Origin of the sequence: Paraburkholderia sp. RL17-381-BIF-C, from assembly GCF_046026435.1 — a bacterium.
Lineage (GTDB): Bacteria > Pseudomonadota > Gammaproteobacteria > Burkholderiales > Burkholderiaceae > Paraburkholderia.
Genome location: NZ_JARESX010000026.1, coordinates 45,482 through 69,858 on the forward strand (window position 1 = coordinate 45,482; position 24,377 = coordinate 69,858).

Annotated in this window: 20 protein-coding genes; 18 read left to right on the forward strand and 2 right to left on the reverse strand. The window is 63.4% G+C overall.

Translation table 11 applies throughout. From position 1 onward, the window contains the following. The first annotated feature begins 110 nt into the window (after positions 1–110). The 15 genes from P0D70_RS17810 (at position 111) to P0D70_RS17880 (ending at position 17,669) form a co-directional block, all read left to right on the forward strand. Complete coding sequence (locus P0D70_RS17810) at positions 111–1,223, forward strand: helix-turn-helix domain-containing protein (RefSeq protein ID WP_408185449.1); 1,113 nt, start codon at positions 111–113, stop codon at positions 1,221–1,223. A gap of 86 nt (positions 1,224–1,309) precedes the next feature. Then, entirely contained in the window at positions 1,310–2,626 is a 1,317-nt protein-coding gene (gene ispG / locus P0D70_RS17815) for a flavodoxin-dependent (E)-4-hydroxy-3-methylbut-2-enyl-diphosphate synthase (protein ID WP_091792926.1), read from the forward strand. Between the two features lie 21 nt (positions 2,627–2,647). Next, positions 2,648–3,988 (forward strand): histidine--tRNA ligase, encoded by a 1,341-nt coding sequence (hisS, locus tag P0D70_RS17820; RefSeq protein ID WP_408185450.1) that lies wholly within the window; start codon positions 2,648–2,650, stop codon positions 3,986–3,988. A 78-nt stretch (positions 3,989–4,066) separates the two neighbouring features. Then, positions 4,067–4,696 (forward strand): YfgM family protein, encoded by a 630-nt coding sequence (locus P0D70_RS17825; RefSeq protein ID WP_091792930.1) that lies wholly within the window; start codon positions 4,067–4,069, stop codon positions 4,694–4,696. Positions 4,697–4,782: 86 nt separating this feature from the next. Further along, positions 4,783–5,928, forward strand: coding sequence for an outer membrane protein assembly factor BamB (gene bamB / locus P0D70_RS17830; protein ID WP_091792932.1), 1,146 nt, complete (start codon positions 4,783–4,785; stop codon positions 5,926–5,928). Positions 5,929–6,375: 447 nt separating this feature from the next. Continuing rightward, entirely contained in the window at positions 6,376–7,713 is a 1,338-nt protein-coding gene (gene der, locus P0D70_RS17835) for a ribosome biogenesis GTPase Der (RefSeq protein ID WP_091792934.1), read from the forward strand. A 153-nt stretch (positions 7,714–7,866) separates the two neighbouring features. Further along, positions 7,867–8,103, forward strand: coding sequence for an RNA chaperone Hfq (gene hfq, locus P0D70_RS17840; RefSeq protein WP_006051315.1), 237 nt, complete (start codon positions 7,867–7,869; stop codon positions 8,101–8,103). Positions 8,104–8,133: 30 nt separating this feature from the next. Next, the gene (gene hflX / locus P0D70_RS17845) at positions 8,134–9,348 is read left to right on the forward strand and encodes a GTPase HflX (protein ID WP_177204955.1); all 1,215 of its coding nucleotides are present in this window, start codon (positions 8,134–8,136) and stop codon (positions 9,346–9,348) included. A gap of 49 nt (positions 9,349–9,397) precedes the next feature. After that, positions 9,398–10,786, forward strand: a complete 1,389-nt coding sequence (hflK, locus tag P0D70_RS17850) for an FtsH protease activity modulator HflK (RefSeq protein WP_408185451.1) — start codon at positions 9,398–9,400, stop codon at positions 10,784–10,786. A gap of 12 nt (positions 10,787–10,798) precedes the next feature. Then, a complete protein-coding gene (gene hflC, locus P0D70_RS17855; protein ID WP_408185452.1) occupies positions 10,799–11,701 on the forward strand; it encodes a protease modulator HflC in 903 nt (300 codons plus the stop codon). 44 nt (positions 11,702–11,745) lie between these two features. Continuing rightward, positions 11,746–11,937: a DUF2065 domain-containing protein gene (locus tag P0D70_RS17860; RefSeq protein ID WP_012433522.1), complete on the forward strand. Its 192-nt coding sequence runs from the start codon at positions 11,746–11,748 to the stop codon at positions 11,935–11,937. Between the two features lie 267 nt (positions 11,938–12,204). Continuing rightward, positions 12,205–13,356: an ATP phosphoribosyltransferase regulatory subunit gene (locus P0D70_RS17865; protein WP_408185453.1), complete on the forward strand. Its 1,152-nt coding sequence runs from the start codon at positions 12,205–12,207 to the stop codon at positions 13,354–13,356. Between the two features lie 204 nt (positions 13,357–13,560). After that, positions 13,561–14,907 carry an adenylosuccinate synthase gene (locus P0D70_RS17870; RefSeq protein ID WP_091792942.1) on the forward strand — a complete coding sequence of 449 codons (1,347 nt, stop codon included), beginning with the start codon at positions 13,561–13,563 and terminating at the stop codon, positions 14,905–14,907. Between the two features lie 3 nt (positions 14,908–14,910). Further along, on the forward strand, positions 14,911–15,501 hold the full coding sequence (locus tag P0D70_RS17875) for a phosphoribosyltransferase (protein ID WP_091792944.1): 591 nt from the start codon (positions 14,911–14,913) through the stop codon (positions 15,499–15,501). Positions 15,502–15,782: 281 nt separating this feature from the next. Then, positions 15,783–17,669, forward strand: coding sequence for a potassium transporter Kup (locus P0D70_RS17880; RefSeq protein WP_091792946.1), 1,887 nt, complete (start codon positions 15,783–15,785; stop codon positions 17,667–17,669). A 192-nt stretch (positions 17,670–17,861) separates the two neighbouring features. Here the strand turns inward: P0D70_RS17880 and P0D70_RS17885 are convergent, their stop codons facing one another. Both P0D70_RS17885 and P0D70_RS17890 read right to left on the reverse strand, forming a co-directional pair. Further along, the gene (locus tag P0D70_RS17885; RefSeq protein ID WP_408185454.1) at positions 17,862–20,204 is read right to left on the reverse strand and encodes a Tex family protein; all 2,343 of its coding nucleotides are present in this window, start codon (positions 20,202–20,204) and stop codon (positions 17,862–17,864) included. 164 nt (positions 20,205–20,368) lie between these two features. Next, positions 20,369–20,803 carry a hypothetical protein gene (locus P0D70_RS17890; RefSeq protein ID WP_408185486.1) on the reverse strand — a complete coding sequence of 145 codons (435 nt, stop codon included), beginning with the start codon at positions 20,801–20,803 and terminating at the stop codon, positions 20,369–20,371. Here P0D70_RS17890 and P0D70_RS17895 point away from each other — a divergent pair. The 3 genes from P0D70_RS17895 (at position 20,727) to yoaA (ending at position 24,253) form a co-directional block, all read left to right on the forward strand. After that, entirely contained in the window at positions 20,727–21,590 is an 864-nt protein-coding gene (locus tag P0D70_RS17895) for a hypothetical protein (protein WP_408185482.1), read from the forward strand. The genes P0D70_RS17890 and P0D70_RS17895 overlap by 77 nt on opposite strands. Before the next feature lie 127 nt (positions 21,591–21,717). Further along, positions 21,718–21,936 (forward strand): DUF465 domain-containing protein, encoded by a 219-nt coding sequence (locus P0D70_RS17900; protein WP_007181361.1) that lies wholly within the window; start codon positions 21,718–21,720, stop codon positions 21,934–21,936. A 64-nt stretch (positions 21,937–22,000) separates the two neighbouring features. After that, entirely contained in the window at positions 22,001–24,253 is a 2,253-nt protein-coding gene (yoaA, locus tag P0D70_RS17905) for a DNA repair helicase YoaA (RefSeq protein WP_408185455.1), read from the forward strand. Positions 24,254–24,377: the final 124 nt, after the last annotated feature.

The following is a 24,377-nucleotide window of genomic DNA, read 5'->3' on the forward strand; positions in this document are numbered from 1 at the left end:
GCGGCACACAAGGCCGCACATTTTGTTATAAACGGTCTGCGATTCGGACGTGAGGCTTGAGCCTGTCGGGGTTGCACAAGTGAAAAAGAATCGACGCGAAAGGATTTGGGATGAGTGAGCCGCAGCACCCGCAGCCGCAGGACACAGACACGAACGAAGGCCATCCGGCGCCGGTCGCACGGGCGGTGGTGCAGCCCGCCGTGCAGCCGGGCATGGATTCGTTGGCGGCGGTGGGCGCGCGCTTGACCCAACTGCGTGAATCGAAAGGCTGGACGGTCGACGACGTGTCGGCGCGTCTGAAAGTGTCAGTCATCAAGTTGCGCGCGCTCGAATCGGGCGACATCAGCCACTTGCCGGACACGACCTTCGCGCTGGGTGTAATGCGTAGCTACGCGAAGATGCTCGGCGCCGATCCCGCGCCGTTCACGGCGGTGCTGCGCCGCGAGAAGGGTGTGGCCGCGCCGGATCTGTCGATGCCGGCGTCGTCGGGAAAAGATTTGCCGCGCGGGCGGGTGTCGCTGTCGCTGGGCGGCAGCGGACAAAAAAGCCGCTCATGGTTGTGGGGCGTGGCGGCGGTGATCGTCGCGGTGATCGCGCTCGGCATGTGGCACACCAACGGTGGCGATTCGTCTGCATGGCTTGCGCGTTTGAAAGCGAGCGCGAACGGTGCCGCTGGTGGTGTGACGGGCGCATCGGGTACGGTGGCGCAAGGTCAATCGGCGGGTTCCGAAGCAACGGCGGCTGAGTCTGCGTCAGCGCCGGAGGCACAGGTGGCGGCAGAGAACGCAGCGTCGGCTACGCCGATGCCCGCGCCGCTTGCCACCGGCACGACGCCGTCGTCAGCGCCGGCGGTCACGGCAACAATGGCCGAGCCCAAGGCAGGCTCGCAGGCCCAGGTGCCTGCAGCGCCAGGCGCGAGTGCGCCGGCGGCGGTGGTTGCGGGCGCGTCGGCGGCAACGGTGGCGCCGGCTGCCGGTGAGTCAGTCGTCGCATTGCGTGTGACACAGGACAGCTGGTTCAGTGTGCGTAGCAAGGATGGCAAGGAGGTGTTCTCCGGCCTCGTGCACGCAGGCGATACGAAAGAAGTGACGGGCGCGGCACCATTCAAGATCACGGTTGGCAACAAGGCCGGTCTTGAATCGCTGACGCTCGATGGCCAGCCGGTCGATCCGTCGAAATATTCGGCTGCCAAAGGTAACGTGGCGCGTTTCGCACTGCCTTGACAAATACGGTATGCGCCGCGGCCAACCGGTCCGCGGCGCTTTTTCAATTCAGGCGCCACGTCTTTTGTGTGGCGCATGCGGCGTAAATGGGTTTTTCGATGCATTCCGAAGCTCAATCCCAATCTGGTAGCAAGATTATTTCCGACGAGCCGGTGTTCGGCGGCCAGGCTGCGCGGCGCAAGTCGCATGCGGTCGACGTCCGTTGGGGCGGCCAGCTCGTCACCATCGGTGGCGACGCGCCCGTGCGCGTCCAGTCGATGACCAACACGGATACCGCGGACGCCATCGGCACCGCGATCCAGATCAAGGAGCTCGCGCAAGCCGGCTCGGAACTGGTGCGTATCACGGTGAATACGCCGGAAGCGGCCGCGGCCGTGCCGGCCGTGCGCGAGCAGCTCGACCGCATGGGCGTGTCGGTGCCGCTCGTCGGCGACTTCCACTACAACGGCCATTTGCTGTTGCGCGATTACCCCGCGTGCGCGGAGGCGCTGTCCAAGTACCGGATCAATCCGGGCAACGTGGGCCACGGCGCGAAGCGCGACACGCAGTTCGCGCAAATGATCGAAGCCGCGGTGAAGTACGACAAGCCGGTCCGTATCGGTGTCAACTGGGGCAGTCTCGACCAGGATCTGCTCGCGAAGATGATGGACGCAAACGCGGCGCGTTCCACGCCGTGGGAAGCGCAAAGCGTGATGTACGAAGCGCTGATCCAGTCGGCGATCGGCTCGGCGGAGCGGGCGGTCGAACTCGGCCTGTCGCGCAACCAGATCATTCTGTCGTGCAAGGTCAGCGGCGTGCAGGATCTGATCGCCGTGTACCGTGAACTGGCGCGCCGTTGCGATTTCGCGCTGCATCTCGGCTTGACCGAGGCGGGCATGGGCTCGAAAGGCATAGTGGCATCGACCGCGGCGTTGTCCGTGCTGTTGCAGCAGGGGATCGGCGACACGATCCGTATTTCGCTGACGCCGGAACCGGGCGGATCGCGCACCGGCGAGGTGATCGTCGGCCAGGAAATTCTGCAGACCATGGGTCTGCGCTCGTTCACGCCGATGGTGATCGCGTGCCCGGGTTGCGGCCGTACCACCAGCACGCTTTTCCAGGAACTGGCGTCGCAAATCCAGACCTACTTGCGCACGCAGATGCCGGTGTGGCGCGATCAATATCCTGGCGTCGAGAAGATGCACGTCGCGGTGATGGGCTGCATCGTCAACGGTCCGGGCGAGTCGAAGCAGGCCAACATCGGTATCAGCTTGCCGGGTTCGGGTGAGAATCCCGCTGCGCCGGTGTTTATCGACGGCGAAAAAGTGAAGACGTTGCGCGGCGATAACATCGCGCAAGAATTCCAGCAAATCGTGAGTGACTACGTTGAGCGCAGCTATGGCCGCGCCACGGTAGCCAACTAAATATCGGCTCTCGACATACAGATGACTGAACAGAAGAAAAAGCTCGAAAAGCTCTCCGGCGTGAAGGGCATGAACGACATCCTTCCGCAGGAAGCCGGGCTGTGGGAATTTTTCGAAACGACCGTCAAGTCGATGCTGCGTTCGTATGGATACCAGAATATTCGTACGCCGATCATCGAGCATACGCAGCTGTTCAAGCGCGGTATCGGCGAAGTGACCGACATCGTCGAGAAAGAGATGTACAGTTTTACGGACGCGCTCAACGGTGAAAATCTGACCATGCGCCCGGAGAACACGGCGGCGGTGGTGCGCGCGGCGATCGAACACAACATGCTGTACGACGGCCCGAAGCGCCTGTGGTACATCGGCCCGATGTTCCGTCACGAGCGTCCGCAGCGCGGCCGCTATCGCCAGTTCCATCAGGTCGGCGTGGAAGCGCTGGGCTTTGCCGGTCCGGACGCGGACGCGGAAATCATCATGATGTGCCAGCGGCTGTGGGACGATCTCGGGTTAATGGGCATCAAGCTCGAACTCAATTCGCTGGGCCTCGCCGAAGAGCGCGCGGCGCATCGCGTCGAACTGATCGCGTACCTCGAAAAGCACATGGACGTGCTCGACGAAGAGGCGAAGCGCCGTCTCTACACGAACCCGCTGCGCGTGCTGGACACGAAGAATCCGGCCATGCAGGAAGTCGCGCAGAACGCGCCTAAGCTGATCGATTTTCTCGGCGAAGAATCGCGCGCGCACTTCGAAGGTCTGCAGCGCATTCTGAAAGCGAACAACATTCCGTTCACGATCAATCCGCGCCTCGTGCGCGGTCTCGATTACTACAATCTGACCGTGTTCGAATGGGTGACCGACAAGCTCGGCGCTCAGGGTACGGTCGCGGCCGGCGGCCGTTACGATCCGTTGATCGAACAGCTCGGCGGCAAGCCCACGGGAGCATGTGGCTGGGCAATGGGCGTCGAGCGGATCCTCGAGTTGCTGAAAGAAGAGCAACTTGTGCCGGAAGACGAAGGGTGCGACGTGTACGTGGTCCATCAGGGCGACGCGGCGCGTGAGCAGGCCTTCATCATCGCCGAGCGTCTGCGCGATACGGGCCTCGACGTGATCCTGCATTGCAGCGCCGACGGTCAGACGGCCAGCTTCAAATCGCAGATGAAGCGTGCCGACGCGAGCGGCGCGGCCTTCGCCGTGGTGCTCGGCGAAGATGAGATCGCCAACGGCACGGTCGGTGTGAAGCCGCTGCGCGATACAAATGCTAACGGCGGTAAAAACGAGCAACATAACGTGCCCGCCGAAGACTTGACCGAATTTCTAATCAATGCGATGGTTGCAACCGCCGAAGACGGCGACGACTGATCGCGATGTCGTCGAGCCGGTTGGTTCGCAATCAGGCTCGACACGCACACGTAGCAAGAAAGAGGAAATCGCCGGGCAATGAGTTACCACGACGAACAAGAATCGATTGAAAGTCTGAAGGCATGGTGGACGCAGTGGGGCAATGCAACCACATGGATCGTGCTGGTAGCACTGGTGGCCGCGGCCGGCTGGAACGGCTGGAATTTCTGGCAACGGCGCGAGGCGGCGGAAGCCGCCGTGCTGTATGACCAGGTGCAGCAAGCCGTGGCATCGGGCGACAAGGCGAAGATCACCCGCGTCGCCGCCGACATGGAAGACAGGTTCAGCCGCACCGCGTATGCGCAGATGACCGCGCTGGGCGCGGCCAAGGCGCTGTACGCCGCGGGCGACGAACCGGCCGCGAAGGCGCAACTGCAATGGACCATCGATCACGCGAAAGATGACGAGTTCAAGCAGATCGCCAAACTGCGCCTCGCTTCGCTGTTGCTCGACGACAAGGCCTACGACCAGGGTCTGGCGCTGCTCGCCGAACCGCAGTCCGACGCGTTCAAAGGCATCGTGGCGAACGGCCGCGGCGATCTGCTCGCCGCTCAAGGCAAGCGCGACGATGCGCGTGCGGCTTACAAGCTCGCGCTCGACTCGCTGTCGAAAAACGATAGCTCGGCACGCCAGTTGATTCAGTTCAAGCTGGACGCGCTGGGCGGCTGATCGCCGCATGTCAGCGCCATTATCGGCGCCGCGTGTAACGACCAACCGGTCTCCTTTAACTAATTTTCTGAATGCTTCGTCCACCGATGAATCTGCTGAAACGTTACGCTGTGCCCGTTGCCTGTGCGATGACCGTCCTTACCATGGCGGCTTGCTCATCCACGAAAGACGAGCGCCGCGTGCCGACGCCGCTCACCGAGTTCAAACCCGTGCTCGACGTGCAGCAGGCCTGGAAGGCGAGCGTCGGTAAGGCGGGCCGCTATCTGTTCTCGCCGGTGGCGGTTGGCAATGCGGTGTACGCGGCTGGCGCGAACGGTTCGGTGGCGAAGATCGACGCGCAAACCGGGCAGGACGTGTGGCGTGTCAAGCTGCACGACGACCTCTCGGCAGGTGTCGGCAGCGACGGCACGCTCACTGCTGTCGGCGGCCTGAAGGGCGACGTGTACGTGCTCGGGGCGGACGGCAAGCAACTCTGGACCGCCAAGGCGCCGGGCGAGATCATTTCGCCGCCGCTCGTCGGCAACGGCCTCGTGGTGGTGCGTACGGTCGACGGCCAGATCGTCGCGTTCAATGCGCAAACCGGCGAGCAGAAGTGGAACTACCGCAACCGCGCGGTGCCGCTCAATCTGCGCGTGTCGTCGGGTATGACGTTCGCGGGCGACGCAGCCGTGCTGGCGGGGTTCCCGGGTGGCGCGTTCGCCGCGATCAACCTGCAGACGGGCGACAACTACTGGCAAACGCCGGTGTCCTATCCGAAGGGCGTGACGGAAGTCGAGCGGATCAACGACGTGACCGGACCGCCCACGCTGGTCGGTTCGGAAACCTGCGCCGTGACGTTCCAGGGGCAGATTGGCTGTTTCGACGCGAACTCGGGCCGCGCGGTGTGGGAAAAGGCGTTTTCCAGCACGAGCGGTCTGGCGCAGGATGACCGCGCGGTGGTCGCGGCGGACGACTGGTCGGTGGTGTCGGCGTTCGACGTCAGCAGCGGCGCGCCGCTGTGGAAGAACGACAAGCTGAAGAATCGCGACCTGAGCGTGCCGTTCATTCTGGGTCACGCTGCGGTGCTGGGCGACTACCAGGGTTACGTGCACTTCCTGTCCCGCGACGACGGCACGCTCGTCGCCCGCCTGAAGACCGACGGCAGCCCGATCACCGCGGCACCGGTGCTGGCCGGCGAGACGCTGGTGGTGCTGACGCACGACGGCGATCTGTACGGCTACCGCCCGCGCTGATCGCGCGGGGAGGCAATCGCCGTTGAGCGTGCAGGCCGGCTTCGCCGGCCGTACGCGTTTTAGAAGAGTGTGTTGCAGGGCAGAGTAAGTAGAAGAATTGCGCCGGACTGGCTGGTCCGGCAAGTCGGATCAGACATGGCACACGGGCCCACGTGGCCATCGGTGGCTGCTTGCGGCGCCACCATCGGCGGCATCTTCGCAAATATCGCGGAGCGTCGTATTCGAATTGGCGTGCGAGCCGTCGAGCAGGAAAGACTAGACCTGGCGGCCCCTTGGCGCCGCCCCATACAGCCAAACCCCCGTCCGCCCGGGTGCGCATATTGACAGCACATCCGGGGCTGGCCGAATTCGTGATAATTTTCGTCAAACGCTGCCGTGTAGCGGCCGCATGGCGTCGCTACGCGGACGGTCGATTTCGATCCCGCGTTTCACCGTGAACAACATCTGATGAAACCCGTTATTGCCCTCGTCGGGCGCCCCAATGTGGGGAAATCCACGCTGTTCAACCGTCTCACGCGTACGCGTGATGCGCTGGTTGCCGACCTGCCCGGTCTTACCCGCGATCGCCATTACGGCGAAGGGCGCGCCGGCGACCGGCCGTATCTGGTCGTCGATACTGGGGGTTTCGAGCCGGTCGCGAAAGACGGCATCCTGCACGAAATGGCGCGTCAAACCCGCCAGGCGGTCGAGGAGTCGGACATCGTCGTGTTCATCGTCGACGGTCGCAATGGCCTCGCGCCGCAGGACAAGTCGATTGCGGACTACCTGCGCAAGGTCGGCCGGCCGATCTTCCTCGTCGTCAACAAGGCCGAGGGCATGAAGTACAGCACGGTCGCCGCCGACTTCTACGAGCTCGGTCTGGGCGACCCGCGCGCGATTTCCGCGGCGCACGGCGACGGCGTGACGGAGATGATCAACGAGGCACTCGAAGTCGCGTACGCCGGTCAGCCGGAAGAAAGCGACGAAGAGAAAGAAACGCGTGGCGTGAAGATCGCGATCGTCGGCCGTCCCAATGTCGGCAAGTCGACCTTGATCAACGCGCTGGTGGGCGAAGAGCGCGTGATCGCGTTCGACATGCCCGGCACCACGCGCGATTCGATCTACGTCGATTTCGAGCGAGGTGGCAAGCCGTACACGCTGATCGACACCGCCGGCTTGCGCCGCCGCGGCAAAGTGTTCGAAGCGATCGAGAAATTCTCGGTGGTGAAGACGCTGCAATCGATCTCCGACGCGAACGTCGTGATCCTGCTGCTCGACGCGCGCCAGGACATCTCGGAGCAGGACGCGCACATTGCGGGCTTCGTGGTGGAGCAGGGCCGCGCGCTGGTGGTGGGCGTGAACAAGTGGGACGGGCTCGATCCGCATGTGCGCGAGCGCACCAAGGCGGACCTCGAACGCAAACTAAAATTTCTCGACTTCGCCAAATTCCATTTCATTTCCGCTGCGGAAAAAACCGGAATCGGCCCATTGATGCGCTCGGTGGACGACGCGTACGCAGCCGCCATGGCCAAGCTGCCGACGCCGAAGCTCACGCGCGCGCTGATCGATGCCGTTGAATTCCAGCAGCCGCGCCGGCGTGGTCCGGTGCGCCCGAAACTTCGTTACGCGCACCAGGGCGGACAGAATCCGCCGATCATCGTGATTCACGGCAATGCGCTCGACGCGATCACCGAAACGTACAAACGCTACCTCGAAAACCGCTTCCGGGAAACTTTCAAGCTGACTGGGACTCCATTGCGCATAGAGTTCAGATCGTCGACGAACCCTTACGCGGATAAAGGCTAAATCCAGGCTGAAACCCGCGTGTGTGCTGGCTTTGGCCGCCTGGCCAGGTCGCTCGCGCAAAAATGAAAATCGGCTATAGTGTAGCGGTTGACGGCGGATCTCTTTTTCTTCGTCGTCAATTAAGTCAACCTGCAAAAAAATACGGAGTTTGCTATGAGCAACAAAGGGCAATTGTTACAAGACCCGTTTTTGAACGCACTGCGTAAAGAGCATGTGCCGGTGTCGATCTACCTGGTCAACGGCATCAAGCTTCAAGGGAACATCGAATCGTTCGACCAGTACGTCGTGTTGCTCCGGAATACGGTCACCCAGATGGTCTACAAGCACGCAATCTCGACTGTCGTGCCAGCCCGCCCGGTGAATTTCCACCCGGATTCCGAACAGTCCTAACCCCCGTCGCGGCCGGCGTAACGTCGCCCGTTGGCGATTACTTCCGGCCGCCTCATTTTGATACCCTCCAATTTGATCAATGCAGCGCTTGTCGGCATCGACTTCGGTAAGATCGATTTCGAAGCCAGCCTAGAAGAACTCAGCCTGCTCGCGCAAAGCGCGGGCGCGAATCCCTTAGTCACCCTCACCGGGCGCCGGTCCAGTCCCGACGCGAAGATGTTCGTCGGCAGCGGCAAGGCCGAAGAGTTGCGTCTTGCGTGTGAGGCGAACGACATCGAACTCGTCATTTTCAATCACGCTCTGGCGCCTGCGCAGCAGCGCAATCTGGAGCAAGCGCTTAATCGGCGCGTGATCGATCGCACCAGTCTGATCCTCGACATTTTTGCGCAACGCGCCCGCAGCCACGAAGGCAAGCTGCAGGTGGAACTCGCGCAACTGCAGTATCTGTCCACGCGGCTAATCCGCGCATGGACTCACCTGGAACGGCAAAAAGGCGGTATCGGTTTGCGCGGCCCGGGTGAAACGCAGCTCGAAACGGACCGCCGTTTGATCGGCGAGCGCATCAAGGCGCTCAAGACGCGGCTCGAAAAACTGCGCCGTCAGCATGGCACGCAGCGCCGCGCGCGCAGCCGCAATCAGACCATGTCCGTGTCGCTCGTCGGTTACACGAACGCGGGCAAATCCACGCTCTTCAACGCGCTCACCAAGGCTCAGGCGTACGCCGCCGACCAGTTATTCGCGACGCTGGATACGACATCGCGGCGCGTCTATCTCGGCGACGAAGCGGGGCAGGTGGTGGTGTCCGACACGGTCGGTTTCATCCGCGAATTGCCTCACCAGCTCGTGGCGGCGTTTCGCGCCACGCTCGAAGAAACGATTCACGCCGACCTGCTGCTGCACGTGGTCGACGCGTCGAGCGCGGTGCGGCTCGACCAGATCGATCAGGTCAACGAGGTGTTGCACGCAATCGGTGCGGACACGATCCGGCAGGTGCTCGTCTTCAACAAGATCGACGCGGTGCCGGAGTTGGCGGCCCGTGGGGACGCGGTTGAAAGGGACGAGTATGGTAATATTTCGCGCGTCTTTTTGAGCGCGCGCACGGGGCAAGGGCTAGACACACTGCGCGCTGCCATCGCTGAAATCGCTACTGCCGAACCTCTTCCCGAAACGCTGGTCGATCTCTCGGAAGAAGACCGGTCGGCAGCACCACGCGACGACCGCAAGGTCCCAGAACTCGGGCATTGACCCGTTCCAATTGCACTGACCCGCTGTCTACTCTGGTGAACGAACACAGGTGAACGATTACAACGAGCGGAGTATCTGGCTGCGCATGCGCGCCATGCTTTCACTGAACGATCCGCGCTGGGGCCGTGGGGACGGCAATGGCGAGCGGCAACGTCCAAACGAGCCCAAGCGTCCACCGACCAAGGAAGGTGAAGGGCCGCCCGATCTCGACGAGATGTGGCGCGATTTCAACCGCCGTTTGAGCCGCGTGTTCGGTCGCAAGGGCGGCGGCGCGGGTGGCGGGCGGCCGGACAACGGTCGTGGCGCGCGCATTGGCGTGGGCATCGTGATCGGCGTGCTGCTGGCCATTTATCTCGGCAGCGGCGTGTTCGTCGTGCAGGACGGCCAGGCCGGCGTCGTGATGCAGTTCGGCAAGTATCGCTACACGGCAGGTCAGGGCGTGCACTGGCGTCTGCCGTATCCGTTCGAAGCGCATGAGCTTGTCAATATCGGTCAGGTCCGTCAGGTGGAGATCGGCCGCAACAACGTGGTGCGTCTCGCGAATGTGAAAGACGCGTCGATGCTCACGCACGACGCGGATATCGTCGACGTGCGCTTCGCCGTGCAATACCAGGTGAAGAAGCCGACTGACTACCTGTTTCGCAGCGTCGATCCCGATCAGGGTGTGATGCAGGCTGCTCAAGCGGCGGTGCGCAGCATCGTCGGCGCGCGCAGCACCAACGACATCCTCTATCAGGATCGCGAAACAATTCGCCAGCAACTGATCGCGGCGATCCAGCAATCCCTGGATGAATATCAGTCCGGACTCGCCGTGACCGGTGTGACGATCCAGGGTGTGCAGGCGCCCAGCCAGGTGCAAGCCGCGTTCGACGACGCCGCGAAAGTCCGTCAGGAAAACGAGCGCGCGAAACGCGATGCCGAGGCCTATGCCGCGGATCTGTTGCCGCGCGCGCAAGCCGACGTGGCGCGCCAGATCGACGAAGCGAAAACGTACAGCGACAAGACGGTGGCCCAGGCGCAAGGCGACGCCGAACGCTTCAAGCAAGTCTATGCGCAGTACTCGAAAGCGCCCGCTGTGATTCGCGAGCGCATGTATCTGGAAACCATGCAGCAGATCTATTCGAATACGACCAAGGTGTTTGTGGATAGCAAGAGCGGCAACAACGTGCTGTATCTGCCGCTCGACAAGCTGGTCGAGCAGACCCGCCAGCGTGTGTCCGAGGCTGCTGCCGCTTCGGGCGCCGCGGCCGCTGCCGCGCCGCAAGCGGCGAGCGCTGCCGCGTTGCCGTTGGCCGCGCCGTCTGCCTCCGCAACCGGCACCGCAGCCTCCGCGCCGGCGGCGCTCGCCACGCCCGCCAGCCAGGCCGCGGCCAGCAGCGACGCGCTGCGTTCACGCGACTCCTTCCGCAGCCGTATGCGCGAAGACGACGTTCAATAAGGAGCGCACATCATGAACAAGATCATTGCGCTCGTCGTCGCTATCGTTATCGTGCTGTTTGCCGCTTCGTCGATGGTGTTCGTCGTCGATCAGCGGCATCTGGCTGTCCTGTCGTCGCATGGCGACAAGGCGCCGAGCCTGCTCGGCCCCGGCTTGCACGTCAAACTCCCGCCGCCGTTGCAAACGGTCACGCTGGTCGATAACCGTATCCAGTCGCTCGACGCCCCGGACGAAGACCGCTACGTGACGTCCGATAAAACCGATTTGCTGGCGAACCCGGTCGTCAAATACCGCGTGACCGATCCGCTCAAGCTGCTCGCCGAAACGCGAGGAGACGCGCAGAGCCTGCCGGACCGGCTCGCCTTGCTGTCGCGCAGCGCGCTTGGCGATGCGTTCGCGAAGGTCACGCTGTCCGACGCGCTGGCCCGTCAGCAGGCCGTCGCCGACGAAGCGCGTGCCGCCATGGACAAGGCCGCGGCGTCGCTCGGTGTGTCGGTGGTCGACGTGCAACTCACGCGTGTCGACTTCCCCGCGTCGATGGCCGATTCCGTCTACAAACGGATGATCGCCGCACGCCAGCAGATCGCGGCCGACGAACGTGCGAAGGGCACGGCCGAGGCCGACAAGATCAGGCAGGACGCGCTCGGCCAGCAACAGGCGATTCTCGCGGACGGTTATCGTCAGGCGCAGACCATCAAGGGCGAGGGCGATGCCAAGGCCGCGGAAATCGCCGCCGAAGCGTACGGCGCCGACCCGCAGTTCTACCAGTTCTATCAAAGCATGCAGGCGTACAAGAACACCTTCAAGCCGGGCGACGTGATCGTGGTCGACCCGAGCAGCGAGTTCTTCCGCTTCATGCGTAGCCCGACCGGCGGCGCAGCCCCGGACGCTCCCGCGGTCCCGCGCAAACACTGATAACCGGAGCGCCGCGGCATCCGCATCGCGGCACCTTCATTCGCATGGATATAGCCGGCTCGTTACTGCTCGCGATCGCGTTGATGCTGATTATCGAAGGCATGTTTCCCTTCGTTTTTCCGAGCGCCTGGAGCGACACGTTCCGTAAAATAGCGGAACGTCCGCCGCATCAGATTCGTGTGGGCGGCCTGATCGTGATGGTGCTCGGGCTGATCCTGCTGTTTATCGTGACCTGAAGGCGCCTGCTTTTGCGGGCGGGCTGACAGGCTGCGCAGGCTGTCCGCGCTCGAGTGCAAATGTGCGCCGTTGCGCGCCAGTGCCTGAGGGTTCTGAACGCCGCGCAGTGCGGCGCCCAGCGGCCAAAAGCCGCAAGCGGTCGCCGCAGGTAATTGCAACGACTGCGCAACGCCCGCGACAGCCGCCAAAATCGAGCCGCCGCCCGCCATTCACACTCACTTACCGGCGCACCCAGACGCCGTGTTCAACGTCGTAGGACTGTATCGATGTCGACCTGGTTACTTCCCGAGAATATTGCCGACGTGCTGCCGTCGGAAGCCCGCAAGATCGAAGAGTTGCGGCGCCATTTGCTGGACCGTTTCCGTTCGTACGGCTACGAAATGGTCATGCCGCCGTTGCTCGAGTACCTCGAGTCGCTGCTCACGGGCGGCGGTCACGATCTGAATCTGCGCACCTTCAAGCTCGTCGATCAACTGTCGGGACGCACGCTCGGTCTGCGCGCGGACATTACGCCGCAGGTCGCGCGAATCGACGCGCATCTGCTGAATCGCCAGGGCGTGACACGCCTTTGCTACGCGGGCAACGTCGCGCATACGCGGCCGCGCGGCCTGCACGCCACGCGCGAGCAGATCCAGATCGGCGCGGAAATCTACGGCCACGCCGGCCTCGAAGCCGACCTCGAAATCCAGCAATTGATGCTCGACGCACTGCGTCTGGCGGGCCTCGCGAAAGTTCGCCTCGATCTGTGCCACGCGGGCGTGCTCGCCGCGCTGATCGAAGCCGAACCGGCCGCGGCCGAGCTGGGGCAGTCGCTCTACGACGCGCTCGCGGGCAAAGACGTACCGCGCCTCGTCGAACTCACGGCGAACCTGACGCCGGCGATTCGCGACGCGTTGCGCGCGCTGCCCACGCTGTACGGCGACGCGTCCGTGCTCGACGAAGCCCGCGCGCGCTTGCCGAATATGCCGGCCATTGCCCGTGCGCTCGACGACCTCACGTTCCTCGCGAGCCAGGTGGAGGGCGCCGAAGTGATGATCGATCTCGCCGATCTGCGCGGCTATGCTTATCACAGCGGCGTGATGTTCTCGGCGTATGTGGACGGCGTGCCGAATGCCGTAGCGCGCGGCGGCCGTTACGACCACGTGGGTCAAGCGTACGGCCGCGCACGGGCGGCCACGGGCTTTTCGCTCGATCTGCGCGAGGTGGCGCGGATTTCACCGGTCGAAGCGCGCAGCAGCGCGATTCTCGCGCCGTGGCAGCATGACGAGGCGCTGCGCGTGAGCGTCGCCGCGTTGCGAGATGCCGGCGAGGTGGTGGTTCAGGCGCTGCCCGGCCATGAGCACGATCTCGACGAATTCGCGTTCGACCGTGTGTTGGTCGAGCGCAACGGTAATTGGGTCGTCGAACCGCGCGCCTGAGCGCGTTCCGGCAGACCCGCCCGAGGGCGATCCTCAGGGCATGTCAGACGGCGTCGAATGTGTCGCCGAAGCAGGGCGCGGCCAGTGGCCGCGCTACTTTCGCCATACCCAACATAACGTGCATACCGTTGAGCGGAAACGGAAAAATTCGGAAGGTTCCGCGAACATAGGTAGAATACGTTTTTAACCAGCTTACGAAACAACATGTCTGCCAGCGCAGTGAATGTGAACCCCGGGCGTAACGTCGTCGTCGTGGGGACCCAGTGGGGTGATGAAGGCAAGGGCAAGATCGTCGACTGGCTGACGGACCACGCTCAAGGCGTCGTTCGCTTCCAGGGCGGTCACAATGCCGGTCACACGCTTATCATCGGCGGCAAGAAAACCATCTTGCGTCTGATTCCGTCGGGCATCATGCATCCCGGCGTCGCGTGCTACATCGGCAATGGCGTCGTGTTGTCGCCGGAAGCGCTCTTCAAGGAAATCGGCGAGCTCGAAGCCGCCGGAGTCGATGTTCAGAATCGCCTCTTTATTTCCGAAGCCACCACCCTGATCCTGCCGTACCACATCGCCATCGACCAGGGCCGCGAAGCGCGCCGTGGCGCGGGCAAGATCGGCACCACCGGCCGCGGCATCGGCCCGGCGTACGAAGACAAGGTGGCGCGCCGCGGTTTGCGCGTGCAGGACCTGTTCGAGCCGGAGACCTTCGCCGAACGTCTGCGTGAAAACCTCGACTATCACAACTTTGTGTTGACGCAATACCTGGGTGTCGCCGCTGTCGACTTCCAGCAAACGCTCGACACAATGCTCAGCTATGCCGACCGTCTGAAGCCGATGGTGACGGACGTGTCGCGCCGCCTGTACGACGCGAACGCTAACGGCAGCAACCTGCTGTTCGAAGGCGCGCAAGGCACGCTGCTCGACATCGACCACGGCACGTATCCGTTTGTCACGTCGAGCAACTGCGTGGCCGGCGCAGCCACGGCGGGCGCGGGCGTCGGTCCGCAAAAGCTGAACTACATTCTCGGCATCACCAAGGCGTATTGCACGCGCGTCGGCTCGGGCCCGTTCCCGAGCGAACTGTACGACGCGGACAACGCCGCCCGTCAGGAAGCGATCGGCCTCGAACTGGCCACCGTCGGCAAGGAATTCGGCTCGGTCACCGGCCGTCCGCGCCGCACCGGCTGGCTCGACGTCGCCGCGCTGCGCCGCTCGATCCAGATCAACGGCGTGTCGGGTCTGTGCATGACCAAGCTCGACGTGCTCGACGGTCTGGACGAAGTGAAGCTGTGCGTCGGCTACACGGTCGACGGCCAGCATGTCGACCTGCTGCCGCGTGGTTCGTCGGAAGTCGCGCGTTGCGTGCCGGTATACGAAACCTTCGCGGGCTGGAAGGAAAGCACGGTTGGTATCAAGGAATGGGACAAGCTGCCGGCGAACGCGCGTGCGTATCTGTCGCGCGTGCAGGAAGTCGCGGGCATTCCGATCGACATGGTGTCGACCGGTCCGGATCGCGACGAAACCATTCTGCTTCGTCATCCGTTCAAGGTTTAAGCCATGGTGCAAGGTGTACCCATGATTGCGATGAAAGATCCGCGCAACGACGACAAGAACCTGTGGGTCGGCTGGGACGAGTATCACCGGCTGATCGAAATGCTCGCGTTGCAGGTGCACGAGTCGGGCTGGAAATTCGACAAGATCCTGTGCCTCGCGCGCGGCGGTTTGCGCGTCGGCGATCAGCTCTCGCGCATTTACGATCTGCCGCTGGCGATTCTTGCCACGAGTTCGTATCGTGAAGCGGCCGGCACGGAGCAGGGCGAACTCGATATCGCGCAATACATCACCATGACGCGTGGCGAACTGCACGGCAACGTGCTGCTGGTCGACGACCTGGTGGATTCGGGCGTGACGCTCGCACGTGTTCAGCAGCATCTGAAAGAGCGTTACCCGGCGATCACCGCGGTGCGTTCGGCGGTGCTCTGGTACAAGGGCTGCTCGAAGGTGAAGCCCGACTACCACGTGCAGTACCTGCCCACCAATCCGTGGATTCATCAGCCGTTCGAGGAATGGGACACGGTTCGTCCGCACAACCTCGGCGCATGGATCAAGCGTGGCACGGCGCAAGCGCAGGAGTCGTCGGAGAAGTGATGCGAACTTCGGCGCCGAAATCGTTGCGTCGTCCCCCGCGTTGTCTCGCAAAACGGAGCTCATTGGGCTCCGTTTTTTTATGTGCGCGCCGTGCGCGCGTGCTTCGCAAACTGCGCATCGGCGATGCCGCTAATACGGCCCGCCCAGCAGACGCGCCCATATCGCGGTGCTACACTTCGCGGACCATCTCGTGGTGTATCCACAACAAGCCGGGCGGCGTCAGGCGGGCAGTTTAGAATAGCGGTCGCTTTTTCGCCCAGGGAACGGATTTCCTCGCGTTTATGACAGATAACAATCACGAGCACAAACAGCCTCTGCCTTCCCTCGCCATCGCTGCGATCGGCGTGGTATTCGGCGATATCGGCACGAGCCCGTTGTACTCGCTGAAGGAAGCCTTTAGTCCATCCCACGGCATTCCGCTGACCGAGCAATCTATTCTGGGCGTGATCTCGCTGTTGTTCTGGGCGATCGTGATCGTGGTCGGCATCAAGTACGTGTTGTTCGTGATGCGCGCGGACAATAACGGCGAGGGCGGTGTTCTCGCGCTGATGGCGCTGGCGCTGCGCTCGCTCGACGAGAAGTCGAAAATGGCCGGCTTGCTGATGATGCTCGGCATCTTCGGCGCCTGCATGTTCTATGGCGACGCGGTGATCACGCCCGCCATCTCGGTGATCTCCGCCGTAGAAGGTCTGGAGATTGCGGCGCCAAATCTGTCGCATCTGGTGTTGCCGCTGACCATCGTGATCCTGATATTGCTGTTCTGGATTCAGCGGCACGGCACGGCCATGGTCGGCCGCCTGTTCGGTCCGATCATGGTGCTGTGGTTCGTGGTGCTCGCGGCGCTCGGCCTGTGGCACATCCTGCAGTCGCCGAACGTGATCCGCGCGCTGAACCCGTACTACGCTTACAGCTTCATGGCCGCGCACGTGCTGCAGGCCTACGTGGTGCTCGGCTCGGTGGTGCTGGTGCTGACCGGCGCTGAAGCGCTGTACGCCGACATGGGCCACTTCGGCGCCAAACCGATTCGCATGGCGTGGTACGTGCTCGTGATGCCGTCGCTGGTGCTGAACTACTTCGGTCAAGGCGCGCTGCTCATGCACGATCCGAAGGCGATCGAAAATCCGTTCTTCCTGCTCGCGCCGGACTGGGCGTTGCTGCCGCTCGTGGTGCTGTCCACGGTCGCGACGGTGATTGCCTCACAGGCGGTGATTTCCGGCGCCTATTCGCTCACGAGCCAGGCGATCCAGCTCGGCTACGTGCCGCGCATGAAGATTCTGCACACGTCTGAACTGGCGATCGGCCAGATCTATGTGCCGGTGGTGAACTGGATGCTGCTGTTCATCATTCTGTGCATCGTGATTGCGTTCAAGAGTTCGGACAATCTCGCGGCCGCGTACGGTATCGCGGTGACGGCCACCATGGTGATCACCACGGTGCTCGCCTGCGTCGTGATGGTGAAAGTGTGGAACTGGAACAAGCTGCTGGTGGCGCTGATCATCGGCGTATTCATGACGGTCGATCTGGGCTTTTTCGGCGCCAATCTGCTGAAGGTCGAGGAGGGCGGCTGGCTGCCGCTCGGCATCGGCGCGTTGCTGTTCTTCTTGCTGATGACCTGGTACAAGGGGCGCATGATCGTCAAGGAACGCACGGCGGCCGACGGTATTCCGCTCATGCCTTTCCTGCAAGGGCTGCTCGCGCATCCGCCGCATCGCGTATCGGGCACGGCGATCTATCTGACCGGCAGCGATTCGCTCGTGCCGGTGAGTCTGCTGCACAACCTGAAGCACAACAAGGTGCTGCACGAGCGCACCATTTTCCTGACCTTCGTGACGCGCGATATTCCGTACGTGAACGACGCGGAACGTGTGACGGTCAAGGATATCGACGGTGGCCTGTATCTCGTCAAGGCGGCCTACGGCTTCAACGAAACGCCGGACGTGAAGGCGGTGCTGCTCGAAGTCGGCCGCACGCATGACATGACCTTCGAATTGATGGACACGTCGTTCTTCCTCGCGCGCGAAACGGTGGTGCCGACGCAGTTGCCGGGCATGTCGGTGTGGCGAGAGCGCGTGTTCGCGTGGATGCACCAGAATGCCGCGAAGCCGACGGACTTCTTCAGTATTCCGGCAAACCGGGTGGTGGAGTTGGGGACGAAGATTGAGATCTGACGGTGGCCGTTGATTCATGAACGCCCCAGATGCCGGGGCGAAAAAAAACCCACGCGAATGCGTGGGTTTTTTTATGTGCCGCATGTTCGGCTGAGTCAAATTGCGCAGTGCTCTGCACCGCGGCTTACCGTGCTCGACAAGGGCAACGTGCACTACAAGCGCATGAAAAAATCACGCGCCTAACCAGCGATCTTACTTCTGCTTGAGCTTGGCGAATGCAGCCGCCATCGCGCCGCCTGCTTCCGGTTCGCGTGAACGCTGTTGCGGCGCGCCGCGTGCGCCGCCTGAGCGACCCGCGCCGCGATCCTGCTGGGCGCCGCCGCCGCTGCGCGCCGAAGCCGCACCGACTTCGTCGTCCATGCGCATGGTCAGCGCAATACGCTGGCGCTTCACATCCACCTCGAGCACCTTCACCTTGACGATCTGGCCGGCCTTGACGACTTCATGCGGGTCCTTGATGAACTTGGTCGACATGGCCGATACGTGAACCAGGCCGTCCTGATGCACGCCGATGTCGATGAACGCGCCGAACGCCGCTACGTTCGTCACGACGCCTTCGAGCACCATGCCCGGCGTCAGGTCGCTGACCTTCTCGACGCCTTCGCGGAAGGTCGCCGTCTTGAACTCGGGACGCGGATCGCGGCCCGGCTTTTCGAGTTCGAGCAGAATGTCGCGCACGGTCGGCAGGCCGAAACGATCGTCGACGAATTCCGCGGGCGACAGCCCGCGCAACGCGTCGCGGTTGCCCAGCACTTCGCCGACGTGCTTGCTGATTTTCGCGAGCATGCGTTCGACGACCGGATACGCTTCCGGGTGAACCGACGAGCGGTCGAGCGGATTCTCGCCATTGTTGATGCGCAGGAACCCGGCTGCCTGCTCGAACGTCTTGTCGCCCAGACGCGGCACCTTGCGCAAATGTTCGCGCGACGGGAACGGTCCGTTCGCATCGCGATAATCGACGATGTTGCGCGCCAGCGTGGCATTCAGACCCGAGACGCGGGCGAGCAGGGCGACGGACGCCGTGTTCGCATCCACGCCGACGGCGTTTACGCAGTCTTCGACCACGGCATCCAGCGAACGGGCCAGTTCGCGCTGGTTCACGTCGTGCTGATACTGGCCGACGCCGATCGCCTTCGGTTCGATCTTCACGAGTTCCGCGAGCGGATCCTGCAAACGGCGCGCGATCGACACCGCGCCGCGCAGCGACACGTCCATGTCGGGGAATTCCTTCGCCGCGAGTTCGGAGGCGGAGTACACCGACGCGCCGGCTTCGGACACCACGATCTTCTGCAGCTTGAATTCCGGATGACGCGCGATCAGTTCGCTCGCAAGCTTGTCCGTTTCACGCGACGCCGTGCCGTTGCCGATGCTGATCAGTTCGGCCTGCGTCTGTGCGCAGATGCGCGCGAGTTTCGCGATCGATCCGTCCCAGTCGCGGCGCGGCTCGTGCGGATAGATCACGTCGGTGGCGAGCACCTTGCCGGTTCGGTCAACCACGGCGACCTTCACGCCGGTGCGCATGCCCGGGTCGAGGCCGATCACGGCCTTCGGTCCGGCGGGCGCGGCCAGCAGCAGGTCCTTCAGATTGCGCGCGAACACGCGGATCGCTTCGTGCTCGGCTTCGTCGCGCAGATTGGTCAGCAGTTCGTTTTCGATGTGCGGCTGCACCTTCACGCGCCAGCACCAGCGGCACACGTCGGAGAGCCACTTGTCGGCCGGACGGTTCTGATTGGCGATACCGAAGTGGCGCGCGATCAGCGCTTCGCCCGGATGCGGCACCTGCGCGTCGAGTTCCTCACCGAGGCCCAGCTTGACCATCAGCACGCCCGCATTGCGGCCGCGGAACAGCGCCAGCGCGCGATGCGACGGCACGGTGCGGATGGTTTCCGCATAGTCGTAGTAGTCGCGGAATTTCTCTTCTTCGGCGTTTTCCTTGCCTTCCACCACTTTCGACGACACCACGCCCTGATTGAACAGGTAATCGCGCAGCTTGCCGAGCAACTCGGCCGTTTCGCCGAACTGTTCGGAGAGAATGTCGCGTGCGCCGTCGAGCGCGGCCTTGACGTCGGCGACGCCTTTTTCGGCGTCCACGTAGGCGGCGGCTTCGGTTTGCGGGTCCAGCAGCGGATTGGCGAGGAGCGCGTCGGCGAGCGGCTGCAGGCCGGCTTCACGAGCGATCTGCGCGCGTGTGCGGCGCTTAGGCTTGTACGGGAGATACAGGTCTTCCAGCACCTGCTTGCTGTCGGCGCCTTCGATCGCCGCGCGCAGCTCGTCGGTGAGCTTGCCCTGTTCGTCGATGCTGGCGATGATCGCGGCGCGCCGGTCTTCCAGCTCGCGCAGATACAGCAGGCGTTCCTCGAGGTTACGCAGTTGCGTGTCGTCGAGATTGTCGGTCACTTCCTTACGGTAGCGGGCGATGAACGGAACAGTCGCTCCTTCGTCGAGAAGTTGCACCGCGGCCGCGACCTGGCGCGGCTGGACGGACAGTTCGGCGGCGATGCGCTGTACGATCTTGAGTGCTACGGTTTCCGTCATAAGGTCTTGGTGTTCCTGCGGACTCAGTTCAGGGGCCGCGCGCTAACCGCACATGCGGGCACGTTAGGGCAAATGAGGCACGTGGGGCACGTCCGGGCTCGCCGGGCGTGCGCGCTGCGACCAGGTTGCTGGAGCGGGGCATTTTGCCATAAATGCAAAAGGGCTCAACCGCAGGGTGATAGAATTTCGGGCATGTTCCGCTGACCCTCTACGACGTTGCCGATCTCCTTGTCCCTCAACCGCCTGGGCTCTCGCTTGGTCTCTCGCTTGACACCGCGCTTGGCATCGCGCTTGACTCCATTGCCGCCGTTTTTATCGTCGCGTTTCTTATCGCGCTCGCTGATGCGTTCCATGCCGCGTTTTTCGGCGCGTTCGTTGCGCTCACCGCTCGGCTCGCTCGTGGCGGCTTCGCGCCCGGTGTTCAGGTCCGCGGTCCTTTCTAATGGCGTATTGCTCGCGTCGTGTGCGTCGTGCGTTCTCGCCGCCGCGCTGGCCGCGCCTATTCCGGCCGTGGCGCAGTCCGTGCTGCCGGCAAGCAGCAGCGCTGCGCGGCCCGCGGGCGCGCTCGCCCCGGCCGCTGCGTCGGGCGCGGGGGCCATGAGCGCCACGAATGCGCAGGGCGGGACGAACGCCGGCGGTACGGACAGCGCCGGCAATGCGGCCTCGCCGAACAGCGGCTTCGACGCCCGGCAGAAAGTCCTGGATCAGCGCACGGAGGAGAACAACTATCGCTATGGCGTCGCGGAACACGACTGCTACAGCAAGTTCTTCGTCAACTACTGCCTGAACAAGGCACGCGACAGCATGCGCTCGGTGCAGGCCGACATCCGCAAGGAACAACTCGCGCTCGACGGTGAGCAGCGCACGCAGCGCGCCCGCGACCGTGACGAGCAGGCCGCGCTCAAGCGTGCCCAGGAAGAAGCGGGCGCGCCGCAACGCGCCGCCGAAGACGCGCGCAACGCGCAGGCATATCAGGACAAGCAGCGCCAGCATCAGCTCGATCAGGCGCAGCGCGCCGCCGAGGCGCCGCAGCGCAGCGCGAATGAGCAGGCCTATCAGCAGAAGCAGCGTCAGCATGCGCTGGATCAGGCGCAGCGCGGCGTCAGCCCGTCGCAGGCCGCCGCCAACCAGCAGGCGTACGATCAGAAGCAGGCCGACTTCCAACGCAAGCTCGACGAGGCGCGTGCGCAAGGTGCGCAGAAGGCGCAGGAGCGCGTGCAGAAGCAGCAGAGCTTCGAGAAGAAGCAGGCCGACGCGGCGCAGCACAAGGCCGATGTGGAAGCGCGTCAGAAGCAGGCGGCGGAGAAAGCCGAGCAGAAACGTCAGGACGCGTTGAAACAGCAGCAGCTCGAAGAGCAGCAAAAGCAGCAGCAACAACAGCAGTAAGCGTGCTGGAATGGGCCCTGAGCGTGTGTGGCAGGGCCGTAGTCGCCGTAATGCGTTTTAAGCCGGACAGCAACCTCAGGTATCGGGCTGCACACGCCGCCCGCTCCGTAGACGAGAGGAGGCGAGTATGCGCGATCAACATCACGTCATCAACGCGGACACACTTCGCGACCGTATTCTGCAACTGGAATCGGAGCATAGTGGGCTCGATCGCCTGATCGACCGAATGTCGGATGAGCCCGGCATCGACGACTTCGAGTTGCAGCGCCTGAAAAAGCGCAAACTCAAAGTCAAGGACACCATCATCTTGCTGCAGTTGCAGCTCGAACCGGACGCACGCGCCTGAGTTCGCGGCCTGGCAGGCGCCGGGCGCGCGCCGCGCGAGCCGGACTTTGCAGGAAACGCTTGCCTTGAATTCACCGCTTGATACCTCATCCCGTGCCACGCCGGGCGACGACGCAGCCGGAGCCAATGCGCCGGCGCCGCGTCCTGTCGCGTCCGCACTGAGCGCGTCGCTGAATCCGCGCCGAGTCGCCGAACTGGACGAGATCTTCGCCGACAACGGCTTGCTGGCCCGTCAGATCGACGGCTACCGGTCGCGGGCGTCGCAGATCGAAATGTCGCGCGCCGTGGCTGCGGCCATGGAAGCGTCGGGCCGCGCAATGCCCGAGCCCGCGATGTTCGAGGCGCAGAAGCGGCCGGCACGGCGTCTGCAGGCACCGGGCGCGGACGCCACCGCCGAGGCTGCGGAGAGCGCCGAATCGGGCGGGCTCGACGGCAGCGAAAACACGCTGATCGTCGAAGCGGGTACAGGCACGGGCAAGACCTACGCGTATCTCGTGCCGGCCATGCTGTGGGGCGGCAAGGTGATCGTCTCCACCGGCACGAAGCATCTGCAGGACCAGCTCTTTCAGCGCGATATTCCGACCGTGCGCGATGCGCTCGCGGTGCCGGTATCGGTCGCCATGCTCAAGGGCCGCGCGAATTACCTGTGCCACTACTATCTGCAGCGCACCGCGGATAACGGCCGTCTGCCGTCGCGCCAGGAAACCTCGTATCTGCAGGATATCGTGCGTTTCGCGAAGATCACGCGCACTGGCGACAAGGCTGAACTCGCCAGCGTGCCTGAAACGGCGGCGGTGTGGTCGATGGTCACGTCGACGCGCGAAAACTGTCTCGGCCAGGAGTGTCCGCATTACAAGGACTGCTTCGTAATGCAGGCGCGCCGCGAGGCGCAGCAGGCGGATATTGTGGTGGTCAACCACCATCTCTTTTTCGCCGACATCATGTTGCGCGATACGGGCATGGCGGAACTGCTGCCCACCGCCAACACCATCATCTTCGACGAAGCGCACCAGTTGCCCGAAACGGCGACGCTCTTTTTCGGCGAGACGCTTTCGACCACGCAGTTTCTCGAGCTTGCTCGCGATTCGGTGGCCGAAGGTTTGGGCCATGCGCGTGAAACGGTCGACTGGGTCACGCTGGGCTCGACGCTCGAACGCGCAGCGCGCGACGTCCGGCTCGCGTTCAAGGAAGACTCGGTGCGCCTGTCGATCGGCCAGTTGCCGGACGACCACCCGCTGTTTCCCGCGCTCGAAACGCTCGAAACCGAACTCGACGCGCTCGCGTCCGCGCTGGCGGGTCAGGCCGAGCGCGCTGAATCGATCGGCGCGTGTCTGCGCCGTGCGCGCGAACTGCAGGGTGTGCTCGCCGGCTGGACCACGCCGCCCACGCAGACCGAGCGCGAGGCCGCCGACGCTACGTCAGCCGACGGCAAAGCCGAGCGCGCCGACCCGAATGAAAAGGTGCGCTGGATCGAAGTCTTCTCGCATACCGTGCAGTTGCACGAAACGCCATTGTCGGTTGCGCCGATCTTTGCGAAGCAGCGCGCCGGCGTGCCGCGTGCGTGGATCTTCACGTCGGCCACGTTGTCGGTGCGCGGCGATTTCACGCACTACGCCGCGCAAATGGGCCTGAACGCGAAACGTTCCATGACGTTGCCCAGTCCCTTCGATTATCCGACTCAAGGGCTGCTGTACGTGCCGCGCAATTTGCCGCAGCCGTCCTCGCCGATGTTCACCGACGCCGTGTTCGACGCCGCGTTGCCGGCGATCGAGGCATCGGGCGGCGGCGTCTTCATGTTGTGCACGACGCTGCGCGCCGTGGACCGCATCTCAGCCAAGCTGCGCGACACGATCGAAGCGCGCGGCTGGGACTATCCGCTGCTCGTGCAGGGCGATGCAAGCCGCACCGAATTACTGGATCGTTTCCGGTCTTACGGCAACGCGATTCTGGTGGGCAGTCAGAGCTTCTGGGAAGGGGTGGACGTGCGCGGCGACGCATTGTCGCTGGTAGTGATCGACAAGCTGCCGTTTGCGCCGCCCGACGATCCTGTTCTGTCGGCTCGTCTGGATGCGCTGACCAAGAAAGGCTTGAGCCCGTTCGCCGTGCATCAGTTGCCGCAGGCCGTGATTACGCTGAAGCAGGGCGCGGGGCGCCTGATTCGCGCTGAGACCGATCGAGGCGTGCTGATGATCTGCGACACGCGTCTCGTCGATAAACCGTATGGACGCCGTATCTGGCAGAGCCTGCCGCCATTTAAACGCACACGTGAGATCGAAGTCGTGCGCGAGTTTTTTGAAGAGAATCAAACAGCGGGTTAATAGGCCAATCGGAATCAATGAACGCCGTTGTAAAAAGCGGCGCTTAAATGACAAAACGCCACGGATGTGAATCCGTGGCGTTTTGCTTTACTGCCCGGGAAATCGCGAAGATTTCCCGATGCAG

Bases quoted from the DNA above. Each gene is read 5' to 3' on its own strand.
- P0D70_RS17810 (WP_408185449.1), top strand. From the start codon at position 111: ATGAGTGAGCCGCAGCACCCGCAGCCGCAGGACACAGACACGAACGAA.
- ispG (WP_091792926.1), top strand. From the start codon at position 1,310: ATGGGTTTTTCGATGCATTCCGAAGCTCAATCCCAATCTGGTAGCAAG.
- hisS (WP_408185450.1), top strand. From the start codon at position 2,648: ATGACTGAACAGAAGAAAAAGCTCGAAAAGCTCTCCGGCGTGAAGGGC.
- P0D70_RS17825 (WP_091792930.1), top strand. From the start codon at position 4,067: ATGAGTTACCACGACGAACAAGAATCGATTGAAAGTCTGAAGGCATGG.
- bamB (WP_091792932.1), top strand. From the start codon at position 4,783: ATGAATCTGCTGAAACGTTACGCTGTGCCCGTTGCCTGTGCGATGACC.
- der (WP_091792934.1), top strand. From the start codon at position 6,376: ATGAAACCCGTTATTGCCCTCGTCGGGCGCCCCAATGTGGGGAAATCC.
- hfq (WP_006051315.1), top strand. From the start codon at position 7,867: ATGAGCAACAAAGGGCAATTGTTACAAGACCCGTTTTTGAACGCACTG.
- hflC (WP_408185452.1), top strand. From the start codon at position 10,799: ATGAACAAGATCATTGCGCTCGTCGTCGCTATCGTTATCGTGCTGTTT.
- P0D70_RS17860 (WP_012433522.1), top strand. From the start codon at position 11,746: ATGGATATAGCCGGCTCGTTACTGCTCGCGATCGCGTTGATGCTGATT.
- P0D70_RS17865 (WP_408185453.1), top strand. From the start codon at position 12,205: ATGTCGACCTGGTTACTTCCCGAGAATATTGCCGACGTGCTGCCGTCG.
- P0D70_RS17870 (WP_091792942.1), top strand. From the start codon at position 13,561: ATGTCTGCCAGCGCAGTGAATGTGAACCCCGGGCGTAACGTCGTCGTC.
- P0D70_RS17875 (WP_091792944.1), top strand. From the start codon at position 14,911: ATGGTGCAAGGTGTACCCATGATTGCGATGAAAGATCCGCGCAACGAC.
- P0D70_RS17880 (WP_091792946.1), top strand. From the start codon at position 15,783: ATGACAGATAACAATCACGAGCACAAACAGCCTCTGCCTTCCCTCGCC.
- P0D70_RS17885 (WP_408185454.1), bottom strand. From the start codon at position 20,204: ATGACGGAAACCGTAGCACTCAAGATCGTACAGCGCATCGCCGCCGAA.
- P0D70_RS17890 (WP_408185486.1), bottom strand. From the start codon at position 20,803: ATGGCCCCCGCGCCCGACGCAGCGGCCGGGGCGAGCGCGCCCGCGGGC.
- P0D70_RS17900 (WP_007181361.1), top strand. From the start codon at position 21,718: ATGCGCGATCAACATCACGTCATCAACGCGGACACACTTCGCGACCGT.